Here is a 20,110-nt window from a genome sequence, read left to right as displayed (position 1 = left end):
CAAATTTCATTGTAGCACGTTAGCAATTTGTGGAAAACGCACTACGAATACCGCTATCTATCACAATTTAACATTTTTATATTCGCTGCGGCATAATAAATGCTGATAGCTGAAGCGTTTCCATTCCCGTCGCGTCATCCGGTCGCGCGCCAATGCGGCTGTGGTTTCAGGCCATCTGTCGGGAGGCGTCAAATCCCGGTATCAACTTATTTTCCGGCGTAAATCATCGCCGAACCCTGATTGTCAGCGCCCTGTGGAGGCTAGCTGGGAGGTTGTGTGCAGTTTTATATCATTTTGGTGGCGCCTGCCCGGGCCGAAAACGTCGGTGCGGCGGCGCGTGCCATGAAAACCATGGGTTTCGGCCGGATGCGGATTGTCGACAGTACCGCTCATCTTGAGCCTGCGGCGCGTTGGGTGGCGCACGGCTCCGGCGATATTCTTGACGGAGTAGACGTTTTTCCGACGCTGGCCGACGCGCTGGCGGATATTGAGTTTACAGTGGCGACCACCGCCCGCAGCCGCGCCCGTTTTCATTACTACTGCGAGCCGGCGCAACTGTTGAGCGTGCTGGAGGAAAAGCGTCAATGGGTCAGTTCTGCGGCGCTGGTATTTGGGCGCGAAGATTCCGGGCTGACCAATGAGGAACTGGCGCTGGCGGACATCCTGACCGGCGTGCCGATGGCGGCCGACTATCCGTCATTGAATCTGGGTCAGGCGGTGATGGTGTATTGCTATCAACTGGCGTCGTTGATGCAGGTGGTCGCGGCCGAGCCGACGCAGGCCGAGTTCGGGCAACTGGCGGCGTTGCGCGAGCGGTTTTCACGCTTGCTGGTTCGGGTCGATGCACAACAGGATGAAAAACTGCGCGACTGGCTGCAACAACGGCTCGGGTTACTGGAGCAGCGCGATAGCGCCATGTTGCATCGGCTGTTGCATGATGTGGAAAAAGCACTATCGGCAGAAGATCAGGAAAAATGAGGATTCTCTGGCGAATCATCACGGTTGATTGTTTTTTCTGAATCATTGTTTGGGTTTTTGGTTTTTCCATAGAGACTTTATCCGCCGTCATTGGCGTAAAGTGGAGGGAGGAATAAAGAAATCCGTTGACTTAGCAGGGCGATTGCCCTAACTAATAGAGCAGATAATTTTTCGATCTACGAGAACGTTACGCAATGCATCACATCAGCCTGGTTACCACCACCATTATTATTACCACCGGTACGACGAGTAACGGTGCGGGCTGACGCGTACAGATGAATCCAGAAAAAGCCCGCACTTCACAGTGCGGGTCTTTTTTTTTACAGTTACTGCGGGCTTATTCTTGCCCGCCAACCTTAGTAAGGCCATTGCAAATGGCTTTCAAAAACGCTCCCGGCGTTTTTGGCAACTGAAAGTTCAGGAGAACAGACAAAAATGCGAGTGTTGAAATTTGGCGGGACCTCGGTAGCCAACGCAGAACGATTTGCGCGCGTTGCCGATATCATCGAAAGCAATGCACGTCAGGGACAGGTCGCCACGGTGTTGTCGGCACCGGCGAAAATCACCAACCACTTGGTGGCCATGATTGAAAAAACCGTGGCTAAACAGGATATCCAGCCAAATATCACCGAAGCGGAAGTCATTTTTGCCGATTTGCTGCAAGGACTGGCGCAATCCCAGCCCGGTTTTGCCTATGACCGGCTGAAAGCGCGGGTGGATGAAGAATTTAGCCAACTCAAACAGGTGCTGCATGGCATCGCCTTGCTGGGGCAGTGCCCGGACAGCGTCAACGCCGCCATTATCTGCCGGGGCGAAAAACTCTCCATCGCCATCATGGAAGCAGTATTTCAGGCGCGTGGTTATCAGGTATCGGTCATTGACCCGGTGCGCAGCCTGCTGGCGCAGGGCCATTATCTGGAATCCACGGTCGATATCGCTGAGTCCACCCGTCGCATTGATGAGCAGGCGATCCCCGCTGACCATGTGATTCTGATGGCGGGTTTTACCGCCGGTAACGATAAAGGCGAGCTGGTGGTGCTGGGCCGCAACGGCTCCGATTATTCGGCGGCGGTGCTGGCGGCGTGTCTGCGGGCCGACTGCTGTGAGATCTGGACTGACGTCGACGGCGTGTACACCTGTGACCCACGCCAGGTGCCGGATGCGCGATTACTGAAGTCGATGTCTTATCAGGAAGCGATGGAGTTGTCCTACTTCGGCGCCAAAGTTCTCCACCCCCGCACTATCGCCCCCATCGCCCAGTTCCAGATTCCCTGCCTTATCAAGAACACCGAAAATCCTCAGGCCCCCGGCACGCTGATCGGGCTGGAAAGCAACGATAACCAGTACCCGGTCAAAGGCATCACCAACCTGAACAACATGGCGATGATCAACGTTTCCGGCCCCGGAATGAAAGGGATGGTCGGGATGGCGGCGCGTGTGTTCGCCGCGATGTCCCGCGCCGGTATCTCGGTGGTGCTCATCACCCAGTCCTCTTCCGAATACAGCATCAGCTTCTGCGTGTCCCAGAGTGAGCTGCCGCGCGCGCGCAAAACGCTGGAAGATGAATTCTATCTGGAACTGAAAGAGGGTGTGCTGGAGCCGCTGGACGTGGTGCAGCGGCTGGCGATCATTTCCGTGGTGGGCGACGGCATGCGCACGCTGCGCGGTCTGTCGGCTCGGCTGTTCACCGCGTTGGCCAGCGCCAACATCAACATCGTGGCGATCGCTCAGGGCTCGTCCGAACGCTCGATTTCAGTGGTGGTGAACAATGACGTAGCGACCACCGGCGTGCGGGTGGCTCACCAGATGCTGTTCAACACCAATCAGGCGCTGGACGTGTTCGTGATTGGCGTCGGCGGCGTCGGCGGCGCATTGCTGGAGCAGATCCAGCGTCAGCAGCCGTGGCTGAAACAAAAACACATCGACGTGCGGGTATGCGGCATCGCCAACTCCAAAGCGATGCTGACCAACGTGCACGGTATTCCGATGGATCGCTGGCGCGACGAGCTGGCGCGGGCGCGTGAGCCGTTTAGCCCGGCCGCGCTTAGCCGGCTGGTGAAAGAGTATCACTTGCTGAACCCGGTAATCATCGACTGTACCTCCAGCCAGGCGGTTGCCGATCAATACGCCGATTTCCTGGCGGACGGCTTCCATGTCGTCACGCCCAACAAGAAAGCCAACACAGGCACACTGCGTTATTACCACCAGTTGCGTCAGGCGGCGGCCAAATCTCGCCGCAAGTTCCTGTATGACACCAACGTCGGTGCTGGTCTGCCGGTAATCGAAAACCTGCAAAACCTGCTGAACGCCGGTGATGAGCTGATTCGCTTCAACGGTATTCTGTCCGGTTCGTTGTCCTTTATCTTCGGTAAGCTGGATGAAGGCATGTCGCTGTCCGACGCGACCTTGCTGGCGAAAGAGAAAGGCTTTACCGAGCCGGATCCGCGCGACGACCTGTCCGGAATGGACGTGGCGCGCAAGCTGCTGATTTTGGCGCGTGAAGCAGGTTATGAACTGGAGCTGGATGACATTCAGGTCGACTCCGTGCTGCCGCCGGAATATGCACAGGGCGATGTCGCCAGTTTCCTGGCGCGCCTGCCGGAACTGGACGCCGAATTTTCCCGCCGGGTTGAAGCGGCGCGGTCAGAAGGTAAAGTGTTACGCTACGTCGGCAAGATCGACGACGGCAAGTGCCAGGTGACGATCAGCGCGGTGGGCGGCAACGATCCGCTGTTCAAGGTGAAGGACGGCGAGAACGCGCTGGCGTTTTACAGCCGTTACTACCAGCCGCTGCCGCTGGTGTTGCGGGGCTACGGGGCGGGCAATGATGTAACGGCGGCCGGGGTGTTTGCAGACCTGCTGCGTACGCTGTCGTGGAAGGTGGGAGTGTGAGAATGGTGAAGATTTATGCCCCGGCATCCATCGGGAATGTGAGCGTGGGGTTTGACGTGCTGGGCGCGGCGGTGTCGCCGGTGGACGGCACCCTGTTAGGCGATTGCGTGACCGTGCGGGAAGCCGAGCTGTTTAGCCTGCATAACGAAGGGCGTTTTGTCAGCAAGCTGCCGGACAACCCGAAAGAAAACATCGTTTATCAGTGCTGGGAGCGCTTCTGTCAGGAGATCGGCAAGACCGTGCCGGTCGCCATGACGTTGGAAAAAAACATGCCGATCGGCTCCGGGCTGGGGTCCAGCGCTTGTTCGGTGGTCGCCGGCCTGATGGCGATGAACGAATTCTGCGGCAAACCGTTGGACGATACCCGTTTGTTGACGCTGATGGGCGAGCTGGAAGGACGCATTTCCGGTAGCGTGCATTACGACAACGTGGCGCCGTGCTTCCTAGGCGGCATCCAACTGATGGTGGAAGAGATGGGCATCGTCAGTCAGCCGGTACCGGGATTTGACGACTGGCTGTGGGTGATGGCCTATCCGGGCATCAAGGTGTCCACGGCCGAAGCGCGGGCGATCCTGCCGGCGCAGTACCGTCGTCAGGATTGCATCAGCCACGGCCGTTATCTGGCGGGCTTTATCCACGCCTGCCATACCGGCCAGGCGGAACTGGCGGCGACCCTGATGAAAGACGTGATCGCCGAGCCTTACCGGACGCGTCTGTTGCCCGGTTTTGCCGAAGCGCGTCAGGCCGCCAACGAGTTGGGCGCGCTGGCCTGCGGCATTTCAGGCTCCGGGCCGACGCTGTTCTCCGTGTGCAATAACATGGGCGCCGCGGAACGTCTGGCAAGCTGGCTGCGGGAAAACTATCTGCAGAACGACGAAGGTTTTGTTCATATTTGCCGTCTGGATACCGCAGGCGCGCGACAATTGGGATAACGCATGAAACTGTACAATCTGAAAGATCACAATGAACAGGTGAATTTCGCCGAAGCGATCCGCAAAGGGCTGGGAAGTAATCAGGGCCTGTTTTTCCCGCTGGAGCTGCCGGAATTCGACCGCACGACGATTGATGAACTGCTGGAGCAGGATTTTGTCACCCGCAGCAGCCGCATTCTGTCGGCGTTCATTGGTGATGAAATGTCCGATGAAATCGTCTATCAGCGCGTTAAAGCGGCTTTCCGCTTTCCGGCGCCGGTAGTCCCGGTGAGCGAGGACATCGCCGCGCTGGAGCTGTTTCACGGCCCGACGCTGGCGTTCAAGGACTTCGGCGGCCGCCTGATGGCGCAGATGCTGGCGGAAGTCGCGGGCGATCAACAGATCACGATTCTGACCGCCACCTCGGGCGACACCGGCGCAGCGGTCGCGCATGCGTTTTACGGCCTGAAGAATGTGCGGGTGGTGATTCTGTACCCGAACGGCAAGATCAGCCCGTTGCAGGAAAAACTGTTCTGTACGCTGGGCGGCAATATCCACACTATCGCCGTCGACAGCGATTTCGACGCCTGTCAGGCGCTGGTGAAACAAGCGTTCGATGACGAAGAACTGAAACGTGCGATAGGGCTGAACTCCGCCAACTCCATCAACATCAGCCGTCTGCTGGCGCAGATCAGCTACTACTTCGAAGCGGTGGCGCAGTTGCCGCAGGAAGCCCGCAATCAACTGGTGATCTCGGTGCCGAGCGGCAACTTCGGTGACCTGACCGCCGGTCTGCTGGCGAAATCGCTGGGCTTGCCGGTGAAACGTTTTATCGCCGCCACCAACGCCAACGACACAGTGCCGCGTTTTCTGCAAAACGGAAGCTGGCAACCGAATCCGACTGTGGCGACGTTGTCCAACGCGATGGATGTGAGCCAGCCGAACAACTGGCCGCGTGTGGAAGAATTGTTCCGTCGCAAGAACTGGCAACTGAAGGAACTGGCGTTCGGTGCGGTGAGCGATGAGACCACCAAAGCTACCATGCTGGAACTGGAGGCGTTGGGATATACCTCTGAGCCGCATGCGGCGATTGCGTACCGTTTGTTGCGCGATCAGTTGCAGCCGGGCGAGTACGGCCTGTTCCTGGGCACCGCCCATCCGGCGAAGTTCAAGGAGAGCGTGGAAGAGATTCTTGGTAAGGCACTGCCGTTGCCAACCGCGCTGGCTGAACGCGCCGACCAGCCGCTGCTGTCACACCACTTCGCGCCGGACTTCGCGCAGTTGCGCAAATTCCTGATGGAACTGCCGCACTAATCTTCAATTTATTACCGCGGGAGTGCATTACCGCGGAAGTGCATTACGGCAGGAAGGCATTACGGCCGGAAAGGGGGAAACCGCTTTCCGGCCGTATTCGTTTGTCTAACGAATAACGCGTGTTGTCAGGCGTCGCGTTCGTGGCGCTTGAAGATCAGTTCGTCAGCCGAGGAATCGGCGGCGTCAAAGTAATAGCCTTCGCTGTCAAAGTCTTTCAGTTGCTCCGGCGTGGTCAGGCGGTTCTGAATGATGAAACGGCTCATCAGGCCGCGCGCCTTCTTGGCGTAGAAGCTGATCACCTTGAATTTGCCGTTCTTTTCATCGAGAAAGACCGGTTTTATCAGCCGCGCGTTGAGTTTGGCCGGTTTGACGGATTTGAAGTATTCGTCGGACGCCAGATTGATCAGAATATCGTCGTTCTGCGCTTTCAGTGCCTGATTGAGCGTTTCGGTGATGGTATCGCCCCAGAACTTATACAGGTCGTTGCCTGCGTCGTTTTTCAGCCGGATGCCCATTTCCAGCCGGTAAGGCTGCATCAGGTCCAGCGGCCGCAGCACGCCGTACAGACCGGACAGAATACGCAGATGCTGTTGGGCGAAATCGAAATCCGCCTCGTTGAAATCTTCCGCCGCCAGCCCGGTGTAGACATCGCCTTTGAACGCCAGCAGCGCCTGACGCGCGTTATCCGGCGAAAACGCCGGATGCCATTCCTGAAAACGGGCCGCATTCAGGTCCGCCAGCTTGTCGCTAATGCCCATCAGCGAAGCAATATCCGCCGGGGTCAGTTGTTTGCAGTGTTTAATCAGTTGCCGGGAATAATCCAGCAGTTCGGGTTGCGTATAGCGTTGCGTAGGCAGCGGGCTGGTGTAATCCAGCGTTTTGGCAGGTGAAAGGGTGATCAGCATAAACGTATCCCGTTGGTGTCTTGAATGGCCTTACTGTAGCAAAAGCCGGTAAAAAAGGGGCGATGGCTGCGACAGGCGCGATAAATCAGCGTTGTTTAGGCTCTCGTGCGTTTTTTCATCAAAAATAGAGAGAAAAGAAAAAACAATGACACTTACTTTGTTGATTTTTAATTGAAAAAATATGTTTTTTCTAGCGTGCGGTTTTTTTCTGGTCCGCTTGCGCGGGCTTGGGCGCGTGTTATTATCAGGCTCTGGCGACAGTTCCTGCCACCAGTTCATGCACAAACAATGAGAAAGGCCAACATGACGGATAAACTGACTTCCCTACGCCAATTCACCACTGTGGTGGCGGATACCGGCGATATCGCGGCAATGAAGCTTTACCAGCCGCAGGACGCCACCACCAACCCTTCCCTGATTCTGAATGCCGCGCAAATCCCGGAATACCGTGCGCTGATTGATGACGCTGTGGCCTGGGCACGTGCGCAGAGCGACAAACGTGAGCAACAGGTTGTCGATGCGACGGACAAACTGGCGGTTAATATCGGTCTGGAAATTCTCAAGTTGATTCCAGGGCGCATCTCCACCGAAGTGGACGCCCGTCTTTCCTATGACACCAAGGCCAGCGTCGCCAAAGCGAAGCGCCTGATCAAACTGTACAACGATGCCGGCATCAGCAACGACCGTATTCTGATCAAACTGGCGTCCACCTGGCAGGGTATCTGCGCCGCCGAGCAGCTGGAAAAAGAAGGCATCAACTGTAACCTGACCCTGCTGTTCTCGTTTGCTCAGGCACGTGCCTGCGCCGAAGCGGGCGTGTTCCTGATTTCCCCGTTCGTGGGCCGTATTCTGGACTGGTACAAAGCCAACAGCGACAAGAAAGAGTTTGCGCCGCACGAAGATCCGGGCGTCGTCTCCGTGACCGACATCTACAAATATTACAAACAGCACGGTTATGAAACGGTAGTGATGGGCGCCAGCTTCCGCAATGTCGGCGAGATTCTGGAACTGGCGGGCTGCGATCGCCTGACCATTGCGCCGGCGCTGCTCAAAGAGCTGGCGGAAAGCCAGGGCGATGTGGCGCATAAACTGTCTTACAGCGGCGAGGTGAAAGCGCGCCCGGCCAGACTGACCGAGTCCGAATTCTACTGGCAGCACAATCAGGATCCGATGGCGGTGGACAAACTGGCCGACGGTATCCGCAAGTTTGCGGTAGACCAGGAAAAACTGGAAAAAATGATCGCCGCACTGCTGTAACGTTTACCGCAGTTTCGGTGCGAAAAACGGTCAGCTGGCGCTGGCCGTTGTCGTTTCTGTGGCTCCCTGAGACTGCACGAACGGAATGGTGATGGTGCAGTTGCGGGTTCTTTTTGCCAGATACAGGTTAACGTCGGCGCGGCGGATGATTTCATCCAGCCCCTCGTCCGGCGACTCGACGGCCACCAGCCCGATGCTGACGGTAATGACCGGCGACATTGATGACGAGGTATGGCCGAGCTCATGGATTCCCTCTCTGACGCGTTCCGCCACGCGTACGGCGTTTTCCTGCGAAATGTTGGGCAAGACGACGGCAAACTCGTCGCCGCCCAGACGGCAGAGGATGTCATGACGGCGAAACGAATGCCGAATAACGTTCGCCACCGCTTTCAGCGCTTCGTCGCCTGCCGCGTGCCCCAGCGTGTCGTTCACCTGCTTGAAGTGGTCGATATCAATCAACATGGCACACATCGGCTTGTTCTCATGACGCGCCGCTTTCAACGCACGGTTGGCTGACTGGTAAAACGCATCCCGACGCAGAAAGCCGGTCAGGTCGTCGTAACGCGCCGTGGTGGGCAACTCAATCAGATACTTTTTCGCGACCAGCGACAGCAGGCTGCCCATCACGGCAATCATCAGGCTGATGCAGGCCAGCGTGATGATTTCCGCCGAGGAGGTAGCAATATTGCTAAAGCCGGGCGAGGAGCCCAGCGTAGTGACGCGTATGCGTAAGCCGATGAGTTTATCGGTGGGCGAGAGAATCGGCATGACGGTGGTGAGTTGATTCTTTTCCGGCAGATTGCCGGCGGACGGCAGCAGATTCTGGCATACCCGGATAATCGCCATATCGTTAAGGGAAAGATCCAGCTCCGACAGGCGATTGATGCATTCATGGCCGACGTCGCGGGTGTTGAACGCCATAATGCGCACGCGGGAAAACATCGAATTGCCGACTTTGTAGAAACGATCGCTTTCGGCGATTTCGCCGCCGGTATTATAGGATTCGTACAAGCGGATGATGTTGTCGAAATTGCGTTTTTCCTCTTGCCAGTCTTTCTGGCGGGAGTTCAGCAGCAACAGGCTGGTCAGCGTCACCGAAAACAGACCAAACAAAACAAAAGCGGAAACCGGATTGGCAAATAGCCTGACAAGGTGATTTTTAATGAAATTCATTCACTTTTCCTGCATTTCCCAGTAATGCGCCGTTGTCCGGCAATGGTCTTACTCACAGAGTCCAGCCCCGCTGGGTAATTCGCTTAGCGGGTTAACGCGGATGGGGTTAACGTGGATGGTGCCCGGAATTCGCACAGACGTGATTAACGTTGTGGTTTCCGTTCACTTTCCTTGTTCAATCCGGCTGCGAGAATCACGCAGGCTGAGGTAGACTCTTAATTATTGTTATCGTCAGAAACATTAACCGATGAACGAGGATTAACTCGTTGAATCGTTAGATTTTGTGCACGGTCATAACGCGTTTTATTGTGGGGCCGCGCAGATTTCGAGCATTGTCGCATTAGCGAGCAAATTTTTGAATGGATTTAACGCGTCGGATAATTAATCAGATTGATAGAATAAATTTTTTGATAAACAAGAGGTGCTTATGAACAGTCTATGTGTTGGTTTGGTATCCATTTCTGATCGTGCATCCAGCGGTGTCTATCAGGATGAAGGCATTCCGGCTCTGCAAACATGGCTGGCGGAAGCACTGACCACACCTTTCGATGTGCAAACCCGTCTGGTGCCGGATGAGCAGCCGTTGATTGAGCAGACGCTGTGTGAACTGGTGGATGAATGCGGCTGCCACCTGGTGCTGACTACCGGCGGCACCGGCCCGGCGCGACGGGATGTGACGCCGGACGCCACGCTGGCGGTAGCCGACCGGGAAATGCCGGGGTTCGGCGAACAGATGCGCCAAATCAGCCTGCGTTTTGTTCCTACCGCCATTCTGTCGCGCCAGGTCGGCGTGATTCGTAAGCAGGCGCTGATCCTCAACCTGCCGGGGCAGCCGAAATCTATCCGCGAGACCCTGACCGGACTGAAAGATGCGTCCGGTCAGGTCGTGGTGCCGGGGATTTTCGCCAGTGTTCCCTACTGCATCCAACTGCTGGAAGGACCTTATATCGAAACCAATCCGGACGTAGTAGCAGCTTTTCGGCCCAAGAGTGCGATACGCGATATAAAAAGCTGAAGTTAACGCATTTTGTTGATAACTGTTGCTCGATGCTGGTGTGTCAAAAAACTGCCGCTATAGTAAGGTTTCATTTACACAGCGATTTGAAATTATTTTTCTTATTTTACTGGCATTGTGCGGTGATTTATGGCTGGCGAACAACACCGTCGATTGAATCGACACGATTATAAAACCCTTTCATTGGCGGCGTTGGGCGGCGCGCTGGAGTTTTACGACTTCATTATCTTCGTCTTCTTTGCCGCCGTTATCGGCGACCTGTTTTTTCCGTCGGATATTCCCGAGTGGCTGCGGCAGGTGCAAACCTTTGGTATCTTTGCCGCCGGCTATCTGGCGCGCCCGTTGGGCGGCATCGTGATGGCGCATTTTGGCGATCGGGTCGGTCGCAAAAAAATGTTCAGTTTGAGCATCCTGCTGATGGCGTTGCCCACGCTGGGCATGGGGATGCTGCCGACTTATGCTTCTATCGGTATTGCGGCCCCGTTGCTGCTGCTGTTGATGCGGGTGCTGCAGGGCGCGGCGATTGGCGGTGAAGTGCCGGGTGCCTGGGTGTTTGTGGCGGAACACGTTCCCCGCTCTCGCATCGGCATCGCCTGCGGCACGCTGACCGCCGGGCTGACGCTGGGGATTTTGTTCGGTTCGATGATCGCCACGTTGCTCAATACTTTGCTGCCGCCCGCGCAGATCGTCGCCGGCGGCTGGCGTATTCCGTTCTTTATTGGCGGTATCTTCGGGCTTATTGCGCTGTATTTGCGGCGCTGGCTGCAGGAAACGCCGATTTTCCGCGAGATGCAGGCGCACAAGGCGCTGGCGGAAGAACTGCCGCTGAAGACCATCGTATTGCGTCATAAGAAAGCGATACTGGTCAGCATGTTGCTGACCTGGATGCTATCCGCCGGGATTGTGGTGGTGATTCTGATGGCGCCGGTGTATCTGCAAAAATTGCATGGCATCCCGGCGGCGTTGACATTGCAGGCCAACAGTCTGGCTACCGTCGCGTTGATGGTCGGCTGTATTGTCGCCGGGCTGGCGGCGGACCGGATTGGCGTCGGCCGTACCTTCATCATCGGCAGCCTGTTGTTTGCGACCTGCAGTTGGTTGTTTTACTCCCATGCTGCGCAGAGTCACAGCCTGCTGTTTATCAGCTATGCGCTGGCGGGATTGAGCGTCGGGGTGGTGGGCGCGGTGCCCTACGTGATGGTGCGGGCGTTCCCGGCGGCGGTGCGTTTCTCCGGCATTTCTTTCTCGTACAACGTGGCATACGCCATTTTTGGCGGCATGACGCCGATTTTCGTCACCCTGATGATGAAGTGGACGCCGCTGGCGCCGGCCTTCTACGTGCTGGCGTTGTGCACGTTGGGGCTGGTGCTGGGGATTTATTTGCAAAGCCATACTCACCGCGAAGTGGAAGCGCAGGCGGAGCAGGTCGGTTCACCGGCCGGGGTGTAGGCGATCTCGGATATCCGGACAAAAAAAGAGAGGCGCCTGATGCGCCTCTCTTTTTACGTTGATTTGCGTTGGTGCCGCGCTAAACGGTTTTCCGTTAGTGCGCGCCGCGAGCGCCAATCGGCAGTACGGTACGGCCATACTGTTCGTTGAGCACTTCGGCCATCGCCAGATAGATCGCGCTGGCGCCGCAGATAATGCCTTCATAACCGGCGAAGGTCAGCAGCGCGTGGTTGCCGGTGATGTTGCCGATCGCCAGCAGGGCGAACAGCACGGTCAGGCTACCGAACACGAACTGCAGTGCGCGGTTAGCGCCCAGCGTGCCGAAGAACATGAACAGGGTGAAGATGCCCCACAGCGCCAGGAATACGCCGAGGAACTGTGCATCGGCCGCTTCCGCCAGGCCCATTTTCGGCAGCATGATGATGGCGACCAGAGTCAGCCAGAACGCGCCATAGGACGTAAAGGCGGTCACGCCAAAAGTATTGCCTTTCTTATATTCCAGCAGACCGGCCAGAATCTGGGCGATGCCGCCGTAGAAGATCCCCATGCTCAGAATAATGGAAGTCAGTGGGAAAAAGCCTGCGTTGTGCAGGTTTAACAGAATGGTGGTCATCCCGAAGCCCATCAGTCCCAGTGGGCCTGGATTCGCCAACGTTTTCGCGTGCATACATCCTCTGCAATAACAAAATGGTCAATGTGTTGTTGTATCTGAAGGTTCGCCCGGCAGGCGTTCTTATGAAGTCAACGGAGCGTCGCCGGTACCCGCTGTCAGGCCGGGTCAGTCCCTTTTCTGCGGCGAGCGCGGCATCATAGCGGGCGGGAATGGGCGATACAACCAGATAGCTTGCGAATACTTTGATCAAAAACCGGGAAGATGCAGTTTTTTTGGTTAGTGCCCCTTGATGCGGGAATTGTCGTCCCCATCTTAGAGTCATCAAAGCGGTTTGGCCGAAAAGACTAAAGACGATTTCGGGGTGTTGAAAAGCAACATTTCGCCCGCATAGTAGGTTAAACCACCACACCGGATATGACTTTTAAGTGGAGATGTTTAGATGGGTAAGATTATTGGTATCGACTTGGGTACAACCAACTCTTGTGTAGCGATTATGGACGGTACGCAGGTTAAGGTACTGGAAAACAGCGAAGGCGATCGCACCACGCCTTCCATTATTGCCTATACCCAAGATGGTGAAACTCTGGTTGGCCAACCGGCTAAACGTCAGGCGGTGACTAACCCGAAAAATACGCTGTTCGCCATCAAGCGTCTGATTGGCCGTCGTTTTCAGGATGAAGAAGTGCAGCGTGATACCAACATCATGCCGTACAAAATCATCCCGGCCGACAACGGCGACGCGTGGGTGGAAGTGAAAGACCAGAAACTGGCTCCGCCGCAGATTTCCGCTGAAGTCCTGAAAAAAATGAAGAAAACGGCGGAAGATTATCTGGGTGAAACCATCACCGAAGCGGTCATCACCGTACCGGCCTACTTCAACGACGCCCAGCGTCAGGCGACCAAAGACGCCGGCCGCATCGCCGGTCTGGAAGTGAAGCGTATCATCAACGAACCGACGGCGGCTGCGCTGGCCTACGGCCTGGACAAAGGCGTCGGTAACCGTACTATCGCGGTGTACGACCTGGGCGGCGGTACGTTCGATATCTCCATCATCGAAATCGACGATGTGGACGGCGAGAAAACCTTCGAAGTACTGGCGACCAACGGTGATACTCACCTGGGCGGCGAAGACTTCGATAGCCGTATGATCAACTACCTGGTTGACGAATTCAAAAAAGAGCAGGGCTTTGACCTGCGTAACGACCCGCTGGCGATGCAGCGTCTGAAAGAAGCGGCGGAAAAAGCGAAGATTGAACTGTCTTCCGCTCAGCAGACCGACGTCAACCTGCCGTACATCACGGCGGACGCCACCGGTCCGAAACACCTGAACATCAAGGTAACCCGCGCCAAACTGGAATCGCTGGTGGAAGATCTGGTGACCCGTTCTCTGGAGCCGCTGAAAGTGGCGCTGCAGGATGCCGGCCTGTCCGTTTCCGAAATCCAGGATGTGATTCTGGTCGGTGGTCAGACTCGTATGCCGCTGGTGCAGAAGAAAGTTGCCGATTTCTTCGGTAAAGAGCCGCGTAAAGACGTGAACCCGGACGAAGCGGTAGCGATCGGCGCCGCGGTGCAGGGTGGTGTGTTGGCCGGCGACGTGAAAGACGTGCTGCTGCTGGACGTGACGCCGCTGTCTCTGGGTATCGAAACCATGGGCGGCGTGATGACTCCGCTGATTACCAAGAACACCACTATCCCGACCAAACACAGTCAGGTGTTCTCGACGGCGGAAGACAACCAGTCTGCGGTGACCATTCACGTGCTGCAGGGCGAGCGTAAACGTGCTCACGATAACAAATCGCTGGGTCAGTTTAATCTGGACGGTATCCAGCCGGCGCCGCGCGGTATGCCGCAGATCGAAGTTACCTTCGATATCGATGCCGACGGTATCCTGCACGTTTCCGCCAAAGACAAGAACAGCGGCCGCGAGCAGAACATCACCATCAAGGCGTCTTCCGGCCTGAACGAAGACGAAATTCAGAAGATGGTGCGTGACGCTGAAGCCAACGCCGAAGCGGATCGCAAGTTTGAAGAGCTGGTGCAGGCGCGCAACCAGGGCGACCACCTGTTGCACAGCACCCGCAAACAGCTGGAAGAAACCGGCGACAAACTGGCCGCAGCCGACAAGGCCGCTATCGAAGAGGCGCTGAAAGCGCTGGAAACCGCGCTGAAAGGCGAAGACAAGGCGGACATCGAAGCGAAGATCCAGAAGCTGGCGGAAGCGTCCACCAAACTGCTGGAAGCCGCTCAGCAGCAACAGGCTCAGGCCGGTGCTGCGGGTGCCGACAATGCAGCCCGTCAGGATGATGATGTCGTTGACGCCGAGTTCGAAGAAGTCAAAGACAAGAAATAATCGCCCTTAAGCGGGCGCAGTGGCGGTAGCTCATACTGTTGCTGGCAACCAGCACGGGCGTCGGGGAAACTCTGCGCCCGTGCACGCATGTTGAGGGCAGGAAAAAAAGAATGGCGAAGCAAGACTACTACGAGATTCTGGGCGTTGCGAAAGACGCAGATGAGCGTGAAATCAAAAAGGCTTACAAACGGCTGGCGATGAAATATCACCCGGATCGCAATCCGGGCGACAAAGACGCCGAGGCCAAATTTAAGGAAGTCAAAGAAGCCTATGAGATTTTGACCGATGCTCAGAAACGCGCTGCCTACGATCAGTATGGACATGCCGCGTTTGAGCAGGGCGGTATGGGCGGCGGTGGCGCAGGTGGTTTCGGCGGCGCTGATTTCGGTGATATTTTCGGCGACGTTTTCGGTGATATCTTTGGCGGCGGTCGCCGTCAGCGTGCGAGTCGCGGCTCTGATTTACGCTACACCATGGAGCTGACGCTGGAAGAAGCGGTACGCGGCGTCACCAAAGAGATCCGTATCCCGACACTACAGGAATGCGATGTTTGTCATGGCAGCGGCGCCAGACCGGGCAGCAGCGCGGTGACCTGTCCAACCTGTCACGGTAACGGGCAGGTGCAGATGCGTCAGGGGTTCTTCACGGTGCAGCAAACCTGTCCGCACTGTCATGGCCGCGGCAAGATCATCAAAGATCCTTGCACGAAGTGTCATGGTCACGGGCGCGTTGAGAAAAGCAAAACGCTGTCGGTCAAGATCCCGGCCGGCGTGGACACCGGCGATCGCATCCGCCTGGCGGGTGAAGGGGAAGCAGGGGAATTTGGCGCCCCGGCTGGCGATCTGTACGTACAAGTGCAGGTACGCGAGCACCCGATCTTCCAGCGCGAAGACAATAACCTCTACTGTGAAGTGCCGATCAACTTCGCCATGGCGGCGTTGGGCGGTGAAATTGAAGTGCCGACGCTGGATGGCCGCGTGATGTTGAAAGTGCCGGCGGAAACGCAAACCGGCAAGCTGTTCCGCATGCGCGGCAAAGGCGTGAAGTCGGTACGCGGCGGTATGCAGGGCGACCTGCTGTGCCGGGTGGTAGTAGAAACCCCGGTCAACCTGAGCGATCGTCAAAAACAGCTGTTGCAGGAACTGCAGGAAAGCTTCGGTGGCCCGACAGGCGAAAGCAACAGCCCACGTTCCAAAAGTTTCTTCGACGGCGTGAAGAAGTTCTTTGACGACCTGACGCGCTGATCCTGAGTGCCGCAGTGACGTACGATAAAAACCGGCCGGGTTGATCCTGGCCGGTTTTTTTGTTGCTATCGTTCGATGATTCGGTTTTTTCGAGTATTAATCCAGTTTAAAACTGCTTTTAACGATGAGTAGTGTGGCTTAACCTTGCTATCCATTATTGGGCAGTGATGCCCGCCGATGATGTTTAAGGCCGATATTTAAGGCCGATGCTGCAAGGGAGAATAAACGTGATAAAGCTGTTCCGCTATCTGACCGGGCTGGAAGCCGCCGCCGGCATGATTTTAATTGCCGCGACCTTGCTGGCGCTGCTGGTCGCCAACATTCCGGCCACATTGCCGTGGTATCAGTCCTTTCTGGAGATACCGGTGGTGATGGGCATCGGCGCGCTGGAAATCAACAAGCCGCTGCTGTTGTGGATCAATGACGGCCTGATGGCGCTGTTTTTCCTGCAGGTCGGTCTGGAAGTCAAACGCGAACTGGTGGTCGGCGCGTTGGCGAGCCGGCGACAGGCGATACTGCCGGTGGTGGCGGCCTTTGGCGGGATGCTGGTTCCCGCGCTGTTTTTCCTGTTGTTTAACGCCGCTGACGCGGAAACCCGATCCGGCTGGGCGATCCCCACCGCGACGGATATCGCTTTTGCGGTCGGCATTCTGGTGCTGCTGGGCAAACGAGTGCCGGCAGGGCTGAAGGTGTTTCTGCTGGCGCTGGCGATCATTGACGATCTGGGCGCGATCGTAATTATCGCGCTGTTCTACACTCAGCAATTGCACTGGGTGGCGCTGTCGGGCGCACTAGCGGCGATTGCTGTGCTGGCGTACATGAATCACCAGCAGGTGATGAAAACCTCTGCCTATCTACTGGTCGGGATAGTGTTATGGGTCTGCATTTTGAAATCCGGTGTGCATGCCACGCTGGCCGGGGTGATCGTCGGTTTCTTTATTCCGCTGCGTGTTCCGGCAGGTAACCCTTCGCCCGCCAGTGCGCTGGAACACGGCCTGGCAAGCTGGATCGCATTTCTGGTGATCCCATTGTTTGCCTTCGCCAACGCCGGCATTTCGTTGCAAGGCGTCGCCGTGGGGCATTTGCTGTCGCCATTGACGCTGGGTATCGCCAGCGGATTACTGCTGGGTAAACCGATTGGCGTGTCGCTGTTTAGCTGGCTGGTGATTCGACTGGGGCTGGGTAAATTGCCGAGCGGCGTGGATTTCCGTCAGGTGATGGCGGTGTCGGTGCTGTGCGGCATCGGGTTCACCATGTCTATCTTCATTACGCTACTGGCGTTTGGCGAGGTGTCGGCGCAGGACATCCTGTACGCCAAACTGGCGATTTTGCTGACGTCGCTCACGACGGCGGTGCTGGGCTACCTGACGTTACGTTCGGTATTGCCTGCCGCACAACGCTGAGGCGCGCACGAGAAGCAAGGGGAACGATGGCATGTCGCACATCAACTTCAATCATCTCTATTATTTTTGGCAGGTGTGCAAGACCGGTTCGGTGGCGGGCGCCGCCGAACGGTTGTTCCTGACGCCGCAGACGATTACCGGGCAGATCAAGTCGCTGGAAGAACGTTTGCAGGGCAAGTTGTTCAAACGTAAAGGGCGTGGCCTGGAGCCAACCGAGCTGGGGCAACTGGTGTTTCGTTATGCGGACAAGATGTTTGCGCTGAGCCAGGAAATGCTGGATATCGTCAATTATCGCAAGGAGTCTAGTCTGCTGTTTGATGTCGGCGTTGCGGATGCCTTGTCCAAACGGCTGGTGAGCCGGGTGCTGGAAACGGTGGTGAATGAACAGACGCCAATTCACCTGCGCTGTTTCGAGTCTACCCATGAGATGCTGATCGAGCAGTTGAGTCAGCATAAGCTGGACATGATCCTGTCGGATTGTCCGGTCGACTCCGGCCAGCAGGCGGGGCTGTTTTCCCGTAAGCTCGGCGAGTGCGGCGTGAGTTTTTACTGTCGTCGGCCGGGGCCAAACCTGCCTTTTCCCGCTTGTTTGTCGCAGCGAAAACTGTTGATCCCGGCTCGTCGCACCATGCTGGGCCGCAAATTGCTCAACTGGTTTAACGAACAGAGCCTGCCGGTGGAGATCATGGGGGAGTTTGACGACGCAGCGCTGATGACCGCTTTCGGCATGGGCCATGACGCGATTTTTGTCGCGCCGTCGCTGCATGCCCGTGAGATGGCCGCGCAGGGCGAGATGATGGAACTCGGCCGCCTCGACAACATTCAGGATGAATATTACGTCATCTTCGCAGAGCGGATGATCCAACATCCGGCGGTGCAGCGCGTGTGCAACGAGGATTTCTCTTTGCTGTTTCGAGAATGAACCGATTTTCGTCGTTTTTCAGACACAAAAAAACCGGCCTGAGCCGGTTTCTTCAGCGATTAATCACGTAAACGTGATTATTGCATCGCGTTGATCTGCGCAGTCAGATTGGATTTATGACGAGCAGCTTTGTTTTTGTGGATCAGACCTTTGCTGGCCTGACGATCCACGATCGGTTGCATGTCATTAAATGCTTTCTGCGCAGATTCTTTATCGCCGCTGGCGATGGCCGCATACACTTTCTTGATGAAAGTACGCATCATGGAGCGACGGCTTGCATTGTGCTTGCGGCGCTTCTCAGACTGTACGGCGCGTTTCTTAGCTGATTTGATATTAGCCAAGGTCCAACTCCCAAATATATTCTATCGAGGACAATTCAAAGGCCGAGGAATATGCCCTTTTAGCCTTCTTTTGTCAATGGATTTGTGCAAATAAGCGCCGTTTGTACGCCAGCGCTTGTTACGTTGTGATGGCGCGGGATTTTAACAGCTTAAGCGTCGGGAATACAGCCTTTCGCGTCATAAATTCACCCTTTGCCGCCTTTGTCGCGTCAAGCGTTTGATTACGGGTTAAAAGCCGCGCGCCCGACGAGGCGCCCGATTTCCGGTATTATGAAAAATTCTCATCGGAGCGGGACGCCGAAATCCGCCGAGCCGGCAACAAAAGGCATGAATCGCGGGTTAACCTTGCTCGCTGTACAAGGTATAATCCGCCGATTTCCACTGTTTTGAGCCAGTTATGCAGCTAATTCGCGGTATACACAATCTCCAGGCCTGCCATTACGGCTGTGTGCTAACTATTGGTAACTTTGACGGTGTCCACCGCGGACATCAGGCACTGCTCGAACGCCTGAAGCAGGAAGGGCAGGCGCGCGGGTTGCCGGTGATGGTGATGATTTTCGAACCTCAGCCGCTGGAACTGTTTGCCCCGGAGAAAGCGCCGGCACGACTGACCCGCCTGCGCGACAAAGTGAAATATCTGGCGCAGGCCGGCGTGGATTACCTGCTGTGCGTAACCTTTGACGCCGGCTTTGCCGCTAACCATGCCAATACCTTTATCTCCAGTCTGCTGGTGGAAAAACTGGGGGTGAAGTTTCTGGTCGTGGGAGATGACTTCCGCTTCGGGGCTGGCCGGGAGGGGGATTTCCTGTTATTACAGAAAGCCGGCGCCGAGCAGAATTTCGAGGTGATCAGCACCACCACCTTCTGTAGCAGCGGCAAGCGGGTGAGCAGCACCGCCGTGCGTGAAGCGCTGGCGCAGGACAACCTGGCGCTGGCGGAGGAACTGCTGGGGCATCCGTTCAGTATTTCTGGTCGGGTGGTGCACGGCAATGAGCTGGGGCGCACTATCGGTTTTCCAACGGCCAACCTGCCTCTCAAACGCCAGGTATCGCCTGTCAGCGGCGTGTATGCGGTTCAGGTGTACGGGCTGGGCGACGCGCCGTTGCCCGGCGTGGCCAATATCGGCACCCGCCCGACGGTGAACGGCGACAAACGCCAGCAACTGGAAGTGCATCTACTGGATGTGGCACTGGATCTGTATGGCCGACATATAGATGTGGTGATGTGTAAAAAATTACGTAGTGAGCAGCGGTTTGCTTCGCTGGATGCGCTGAAGCAGCAAATCGCCAACGATGTGGTGGCCGCCCGTGAGTTCTTCGGGTTGAAGGCACCGGTTTAATTTT

General features: G+C 56.4%; 16 protein-coding genes and 1 other annotated feature. Of the genes, 12 read left to right on the top strand and 4 right to left on the bottom strand.

Annotation, left to right across the window (positions count from 1 at the left end; all coding sequences use genetic code 11):
- Positions 1-276 precede the first annotated feature (276 nt).
- From DDA898_RS18485 to thrC, 4 genes are all read left to right on the top strand, one after another.
- On the top strand, positions 277-978 hold the full coding sequence (locus DDA898_RS18485) for a tRNA/rRNA methyltransferase (RefSeq protein ID WP_038912001.1): 702 nt from the start codon (positions 277-279) through the stop codon (positions 976-978).
- A gap of 201 nt (positions 979-1,179) precedes the next feature.
- Positions 1,180-1,299: a sequence feature (Thr leader region), on the top strand.
- Between the two features lie 114 nt (positions 1,300-1,413).
- A complete protein-coding gene (gene thrA, locus DDA898_RS18480) occupies positions 1,414-3,870 on the top strand; it encodes a bifunctional aspartate kinase/homoserine dehydrogenase I (protein ID WP_038912000.1) in 2,457 nt (818 codons plus the stop codon).
- Positions 3,871-3,872: 2 nt separating this feature from the next.
- On the top strand, positions 3,873-4,802 hold the full coding sequence (gene thrB, locus DDA898_RS18475; RefSeq protein WP_013319542.1) for a homoserine kinase: 930 nt from the start codon (positions 3,873-3,875) through the stop codon (positions 4,800-4,802).
- 3 nt (positions 4,803-4,805) lie between these two features.
- Positions 4,806-6,095, top strand: coding sequence for a threonine synthase (gene thrC, locus DDA898_RS18470; RefSeq protein ID WP_038911999.1), 1,290 nt, complete (start codon positions 4,806-4,808; stop codon positions 6,093-6,095).
- A 125-nt stretch (positions 6,096-6,220) separates the two neighbouring features.
- Here thrC and yaaA read toward each other — a convergent pair whose 3' ends face one another.
- Entirely contained in the window at positions 6,221-7,000 is a 780-nt protein-coding gene (gene yaaA, locus DDA898_RS18465) for a peroxide stress protein YaaA (RefSeq protein ID WP_038902125.1), read from the bottom strand.
- A 303-nt stretch (positions 7,001-7,303) separates the two neighbouring features.
- On the opposite strand from yaaA, the gene tal reads away from it, so the two are divergent.
- The gene (gene tal, locus DDA898_RS18460) at positions 7,304-8,257 is read left to right on the top strand and encodes a transaldolase (RefSeq protein WP_038902124.1); all 954 of its coding nucleotides are present in this window, start codon (positions 7,304-7,306) and stop codon (positions 8,255-8,257) included.
- A 30-nt stretch (positions 8,258-8,287) separates the two neighbouring features.
- Here the strand turns inward: tal and DDA898_RS18455 are convergent, their stop codons facing one another.
- The gene (locus DDA898_RS18455; protein WP_038911998.1) at positions 8,288-9,430 is read right to left on the bottom strand and encodes a GGDEF domain-containing protein; all 1,143 of its coding nucleotides are present in this window, start codon (positions 9,428-9,430) and stop codon (positions 8,288-8,290) included.
- A gap of 427 nt (positions 9,431-9,857) precedes the next feature.
- Here DDA898_RS18455 and mog point away from each other — a divergent pair, with 427 nt between their 5' ends.
- Positions 9,858-10,445, top strand: coding sequence for a molybdopterin adenylyltransferase (mog, locus tag DDA898_RS18450; RefSeq protein WP_038902122.1), 588 nt, complete (start codon positions 9,858-9,860; stop codon positions 10,443-10,445).
- Positions 10,446-10,574: 129 nt separating this feature from the next.
- Positions 10,575-11,894, top strand: coding sequence for an MFS transporter (locus DDA898_RS18445; RefSeq protein WP_038911997.1), 1,320 nt, complete (start codon positions 10,575-10,577; stop codon positions 11,892-11,894).
- Between the two features lie 94 nt (positions 11,895-11,988).
- On the opposite strand, the gene satP is transcribed toward DDA898_RS18445, so the two are convergent.
- Positions 11,989-12,561, bottom strand: a complete 573-nt coding sequence (satP, locus tag DDA898_RS18440) for an acetate uptake transporter (RefSeq protein WP_013319535.1) — start codon at positions 12,559-12,561, stop codon at positions 11,989-11,991.
- Positions 12,562-12,946: 385 nt separating this feature from the next.
- Here satP and dnaK point away from each other — a divergent pair, with 385 nt between their 5' ends.
- The 4 genes from dnaK to nhaR all read left to right on the top strand — a co-directional run bounded on the left by dnaK (position 12,947) and on the right by nhaR (position 18,426).
- Entirely contained in the window at positions 12,947-14,857 is a 1,911-nt protein-coding gene (dnaK, locus tag DDA898_RS18435) for a molecular chaperone DnaK (RefSeq protein WP_013319533.1), read from the top strand.
- Between the two features lie 110 nt (positions 14,858-14,967).
- A complete protein-coding gene (dnaJ, locus tag DDA898_RS18430) occupies positions 14,968-16,101 on the top strand; it encodes a molecular chaperone DnaJ (RefSeq protein ID WP_022634930.1) in 1,134 nt (377 codons plus the stop codon).
- A gap of 227 nt (positions 16,102-16,328) precedes the next feature.
- A complete protein-coding gene (gene nhaA, locus DDA898_RS18425) occupies positions 16,329-17,504 on the top strand; it encodes a Na+/H+ antiporter NhaA (protein ID WP_038911996.1) in 1,176 nt (391 codons plus the stop codon).
- 31 nt (positions 17,505-17,535) lie between these two features.
- A complete protein-coding gene (gene nhaR, locus DDA898_RS18420; protein ID WP_013319530.1) occupies positions 17,536-18,426 on the top strand; it encodes a transcriptional activator NhaR in 891 nt (296 codons plus the stop codon).
- Positions 18,427-18,503: 77 nt separating this feature from the next.
- Here the strand turns inward: nhaR and rpsT are convergent, their stop codons facing one another.
- On the bottom strand, positions 18,504-18,767 hold the full coding sequence (gene rpsT / locus DDA898_RS18415) for a 30S ribosomal protein S20 (protein WP_013319529.1): 264 nt from the start codon (positions 18,765-18,767) through the stop codon (positions 18,504-18,506).
- 397 nt (positions 18,768-19,164) lie between these two features.
- On the opposite strand from rpsT, the gene ribF reads away from it, so the two are divergent.
- The gene (ribF, locus tag DDA898_RS18410; protein ID WP_013319528.1) at positions 19,165-20,106 is read left to right on the top strand and encodes a bifunctional riboflavin kinase/FAD synthetase; all 942 of its coding nucleotides are present in this window, start codon (positions 19,165-19,167) and stop codon (positions 20,104-20,106) included.
- Positions 20,107-20,110: the final 4 nt, after the last annotated feature.

The organism is Dickeya dadantii NCPPB 898, from assembly GCF_000406145.1.
In the GTDB taxonomy this organism is placed as follows: domain Bacteria; phylum Pseudomonadota; class Gammaproteobacteria; order Enterobacterales; family Enterobacteriaceae; genus Dickeya; species Dickeya dadantii.
This window is presented reverse-complemented; position numbering and strand designations above follow the sequence as displayed.

Coding starts and splice junctions, on each gene's coding strand:
- thrA (WP_038912000.1), top strand. CDS start 1,414: ATGCGAGTGTTGAAATTTGGCGGGACCTCGGTAGCCAACGCAGAACGA.
- thrB (WP_013319542.1), top strand. CDS start 3,873: ATGGTGAAGATTTATGCCCCGGCATCCATCGGGAATGTGAGCGTGGGG.
- thrC (WP_038911999.1), top strand. CDS start 4,806: ATGAAACTGTACAATCTGAAAGATCACAATGAACAGGTGAATTTCGCC.
- yaaA (WP_038902125.1), bottom strand. CDS start 7,000: ATGCTGATCACCCTTTCACCTGCCAAAACGCTGGATTACACCAGCCCG.
- tal (WP_038902124.1), top strand. CDS start 7,304: ATGACGGATAAACTGACTTCCCTACGCCAATTCACCACTGTGGTGGCG.
- DDA898_RS18455 (WP_038911998.1), bottom strand. CDS start 9,430: ATGAATTTCATTAAAAATCACCTTGTCAGGCTATTTGCCAATCCGGTT.
- mog (WP_038902122.1), top strand. CDS start 9,858: ATGAACAGTCTATGTGTTGGTTTGGTATCCATTTCTGATCGTGCATCC.
- DDA898_RS18445 (WP_038911997.1), top strand. CDS start 10,575: ATGGCTGGCGAACAACACCGTCGATTGAATCGACACGATTATAAAACC.
- satP (WP_013319535.1), bottom strand. CDS start 12,561: ATGCACGCGAAAACGTTGGCGAATCCAGGCCCACTGGGACTGATGGGC.
- dnaK (WP_013319533.1), top strand. CDS start 12,947: ATGGGTAAGATTATTGGTATCGACTTGGGTACAACCAACTCTTGTGTA.
- dnaJ (WP_022634930.1), top strand. CDS start 14,968: ATGGCGAAGCAAGACTACTACGAGATTCTGGGCGTTGCGAAAGACGCA.
- nhaR (WP_013319530.1), top strand. CDS start 17,536: ATGTCGCACATCAACTTCAATCATCTCTATTATTTTTGGCAGGTGTGC.
- ribF (WP_013319528.1), top strand. CDS start 19,165: ATGCAGCTAATTCGCGGTATACACAATCTCCAGGCCTGCCATTACGGC.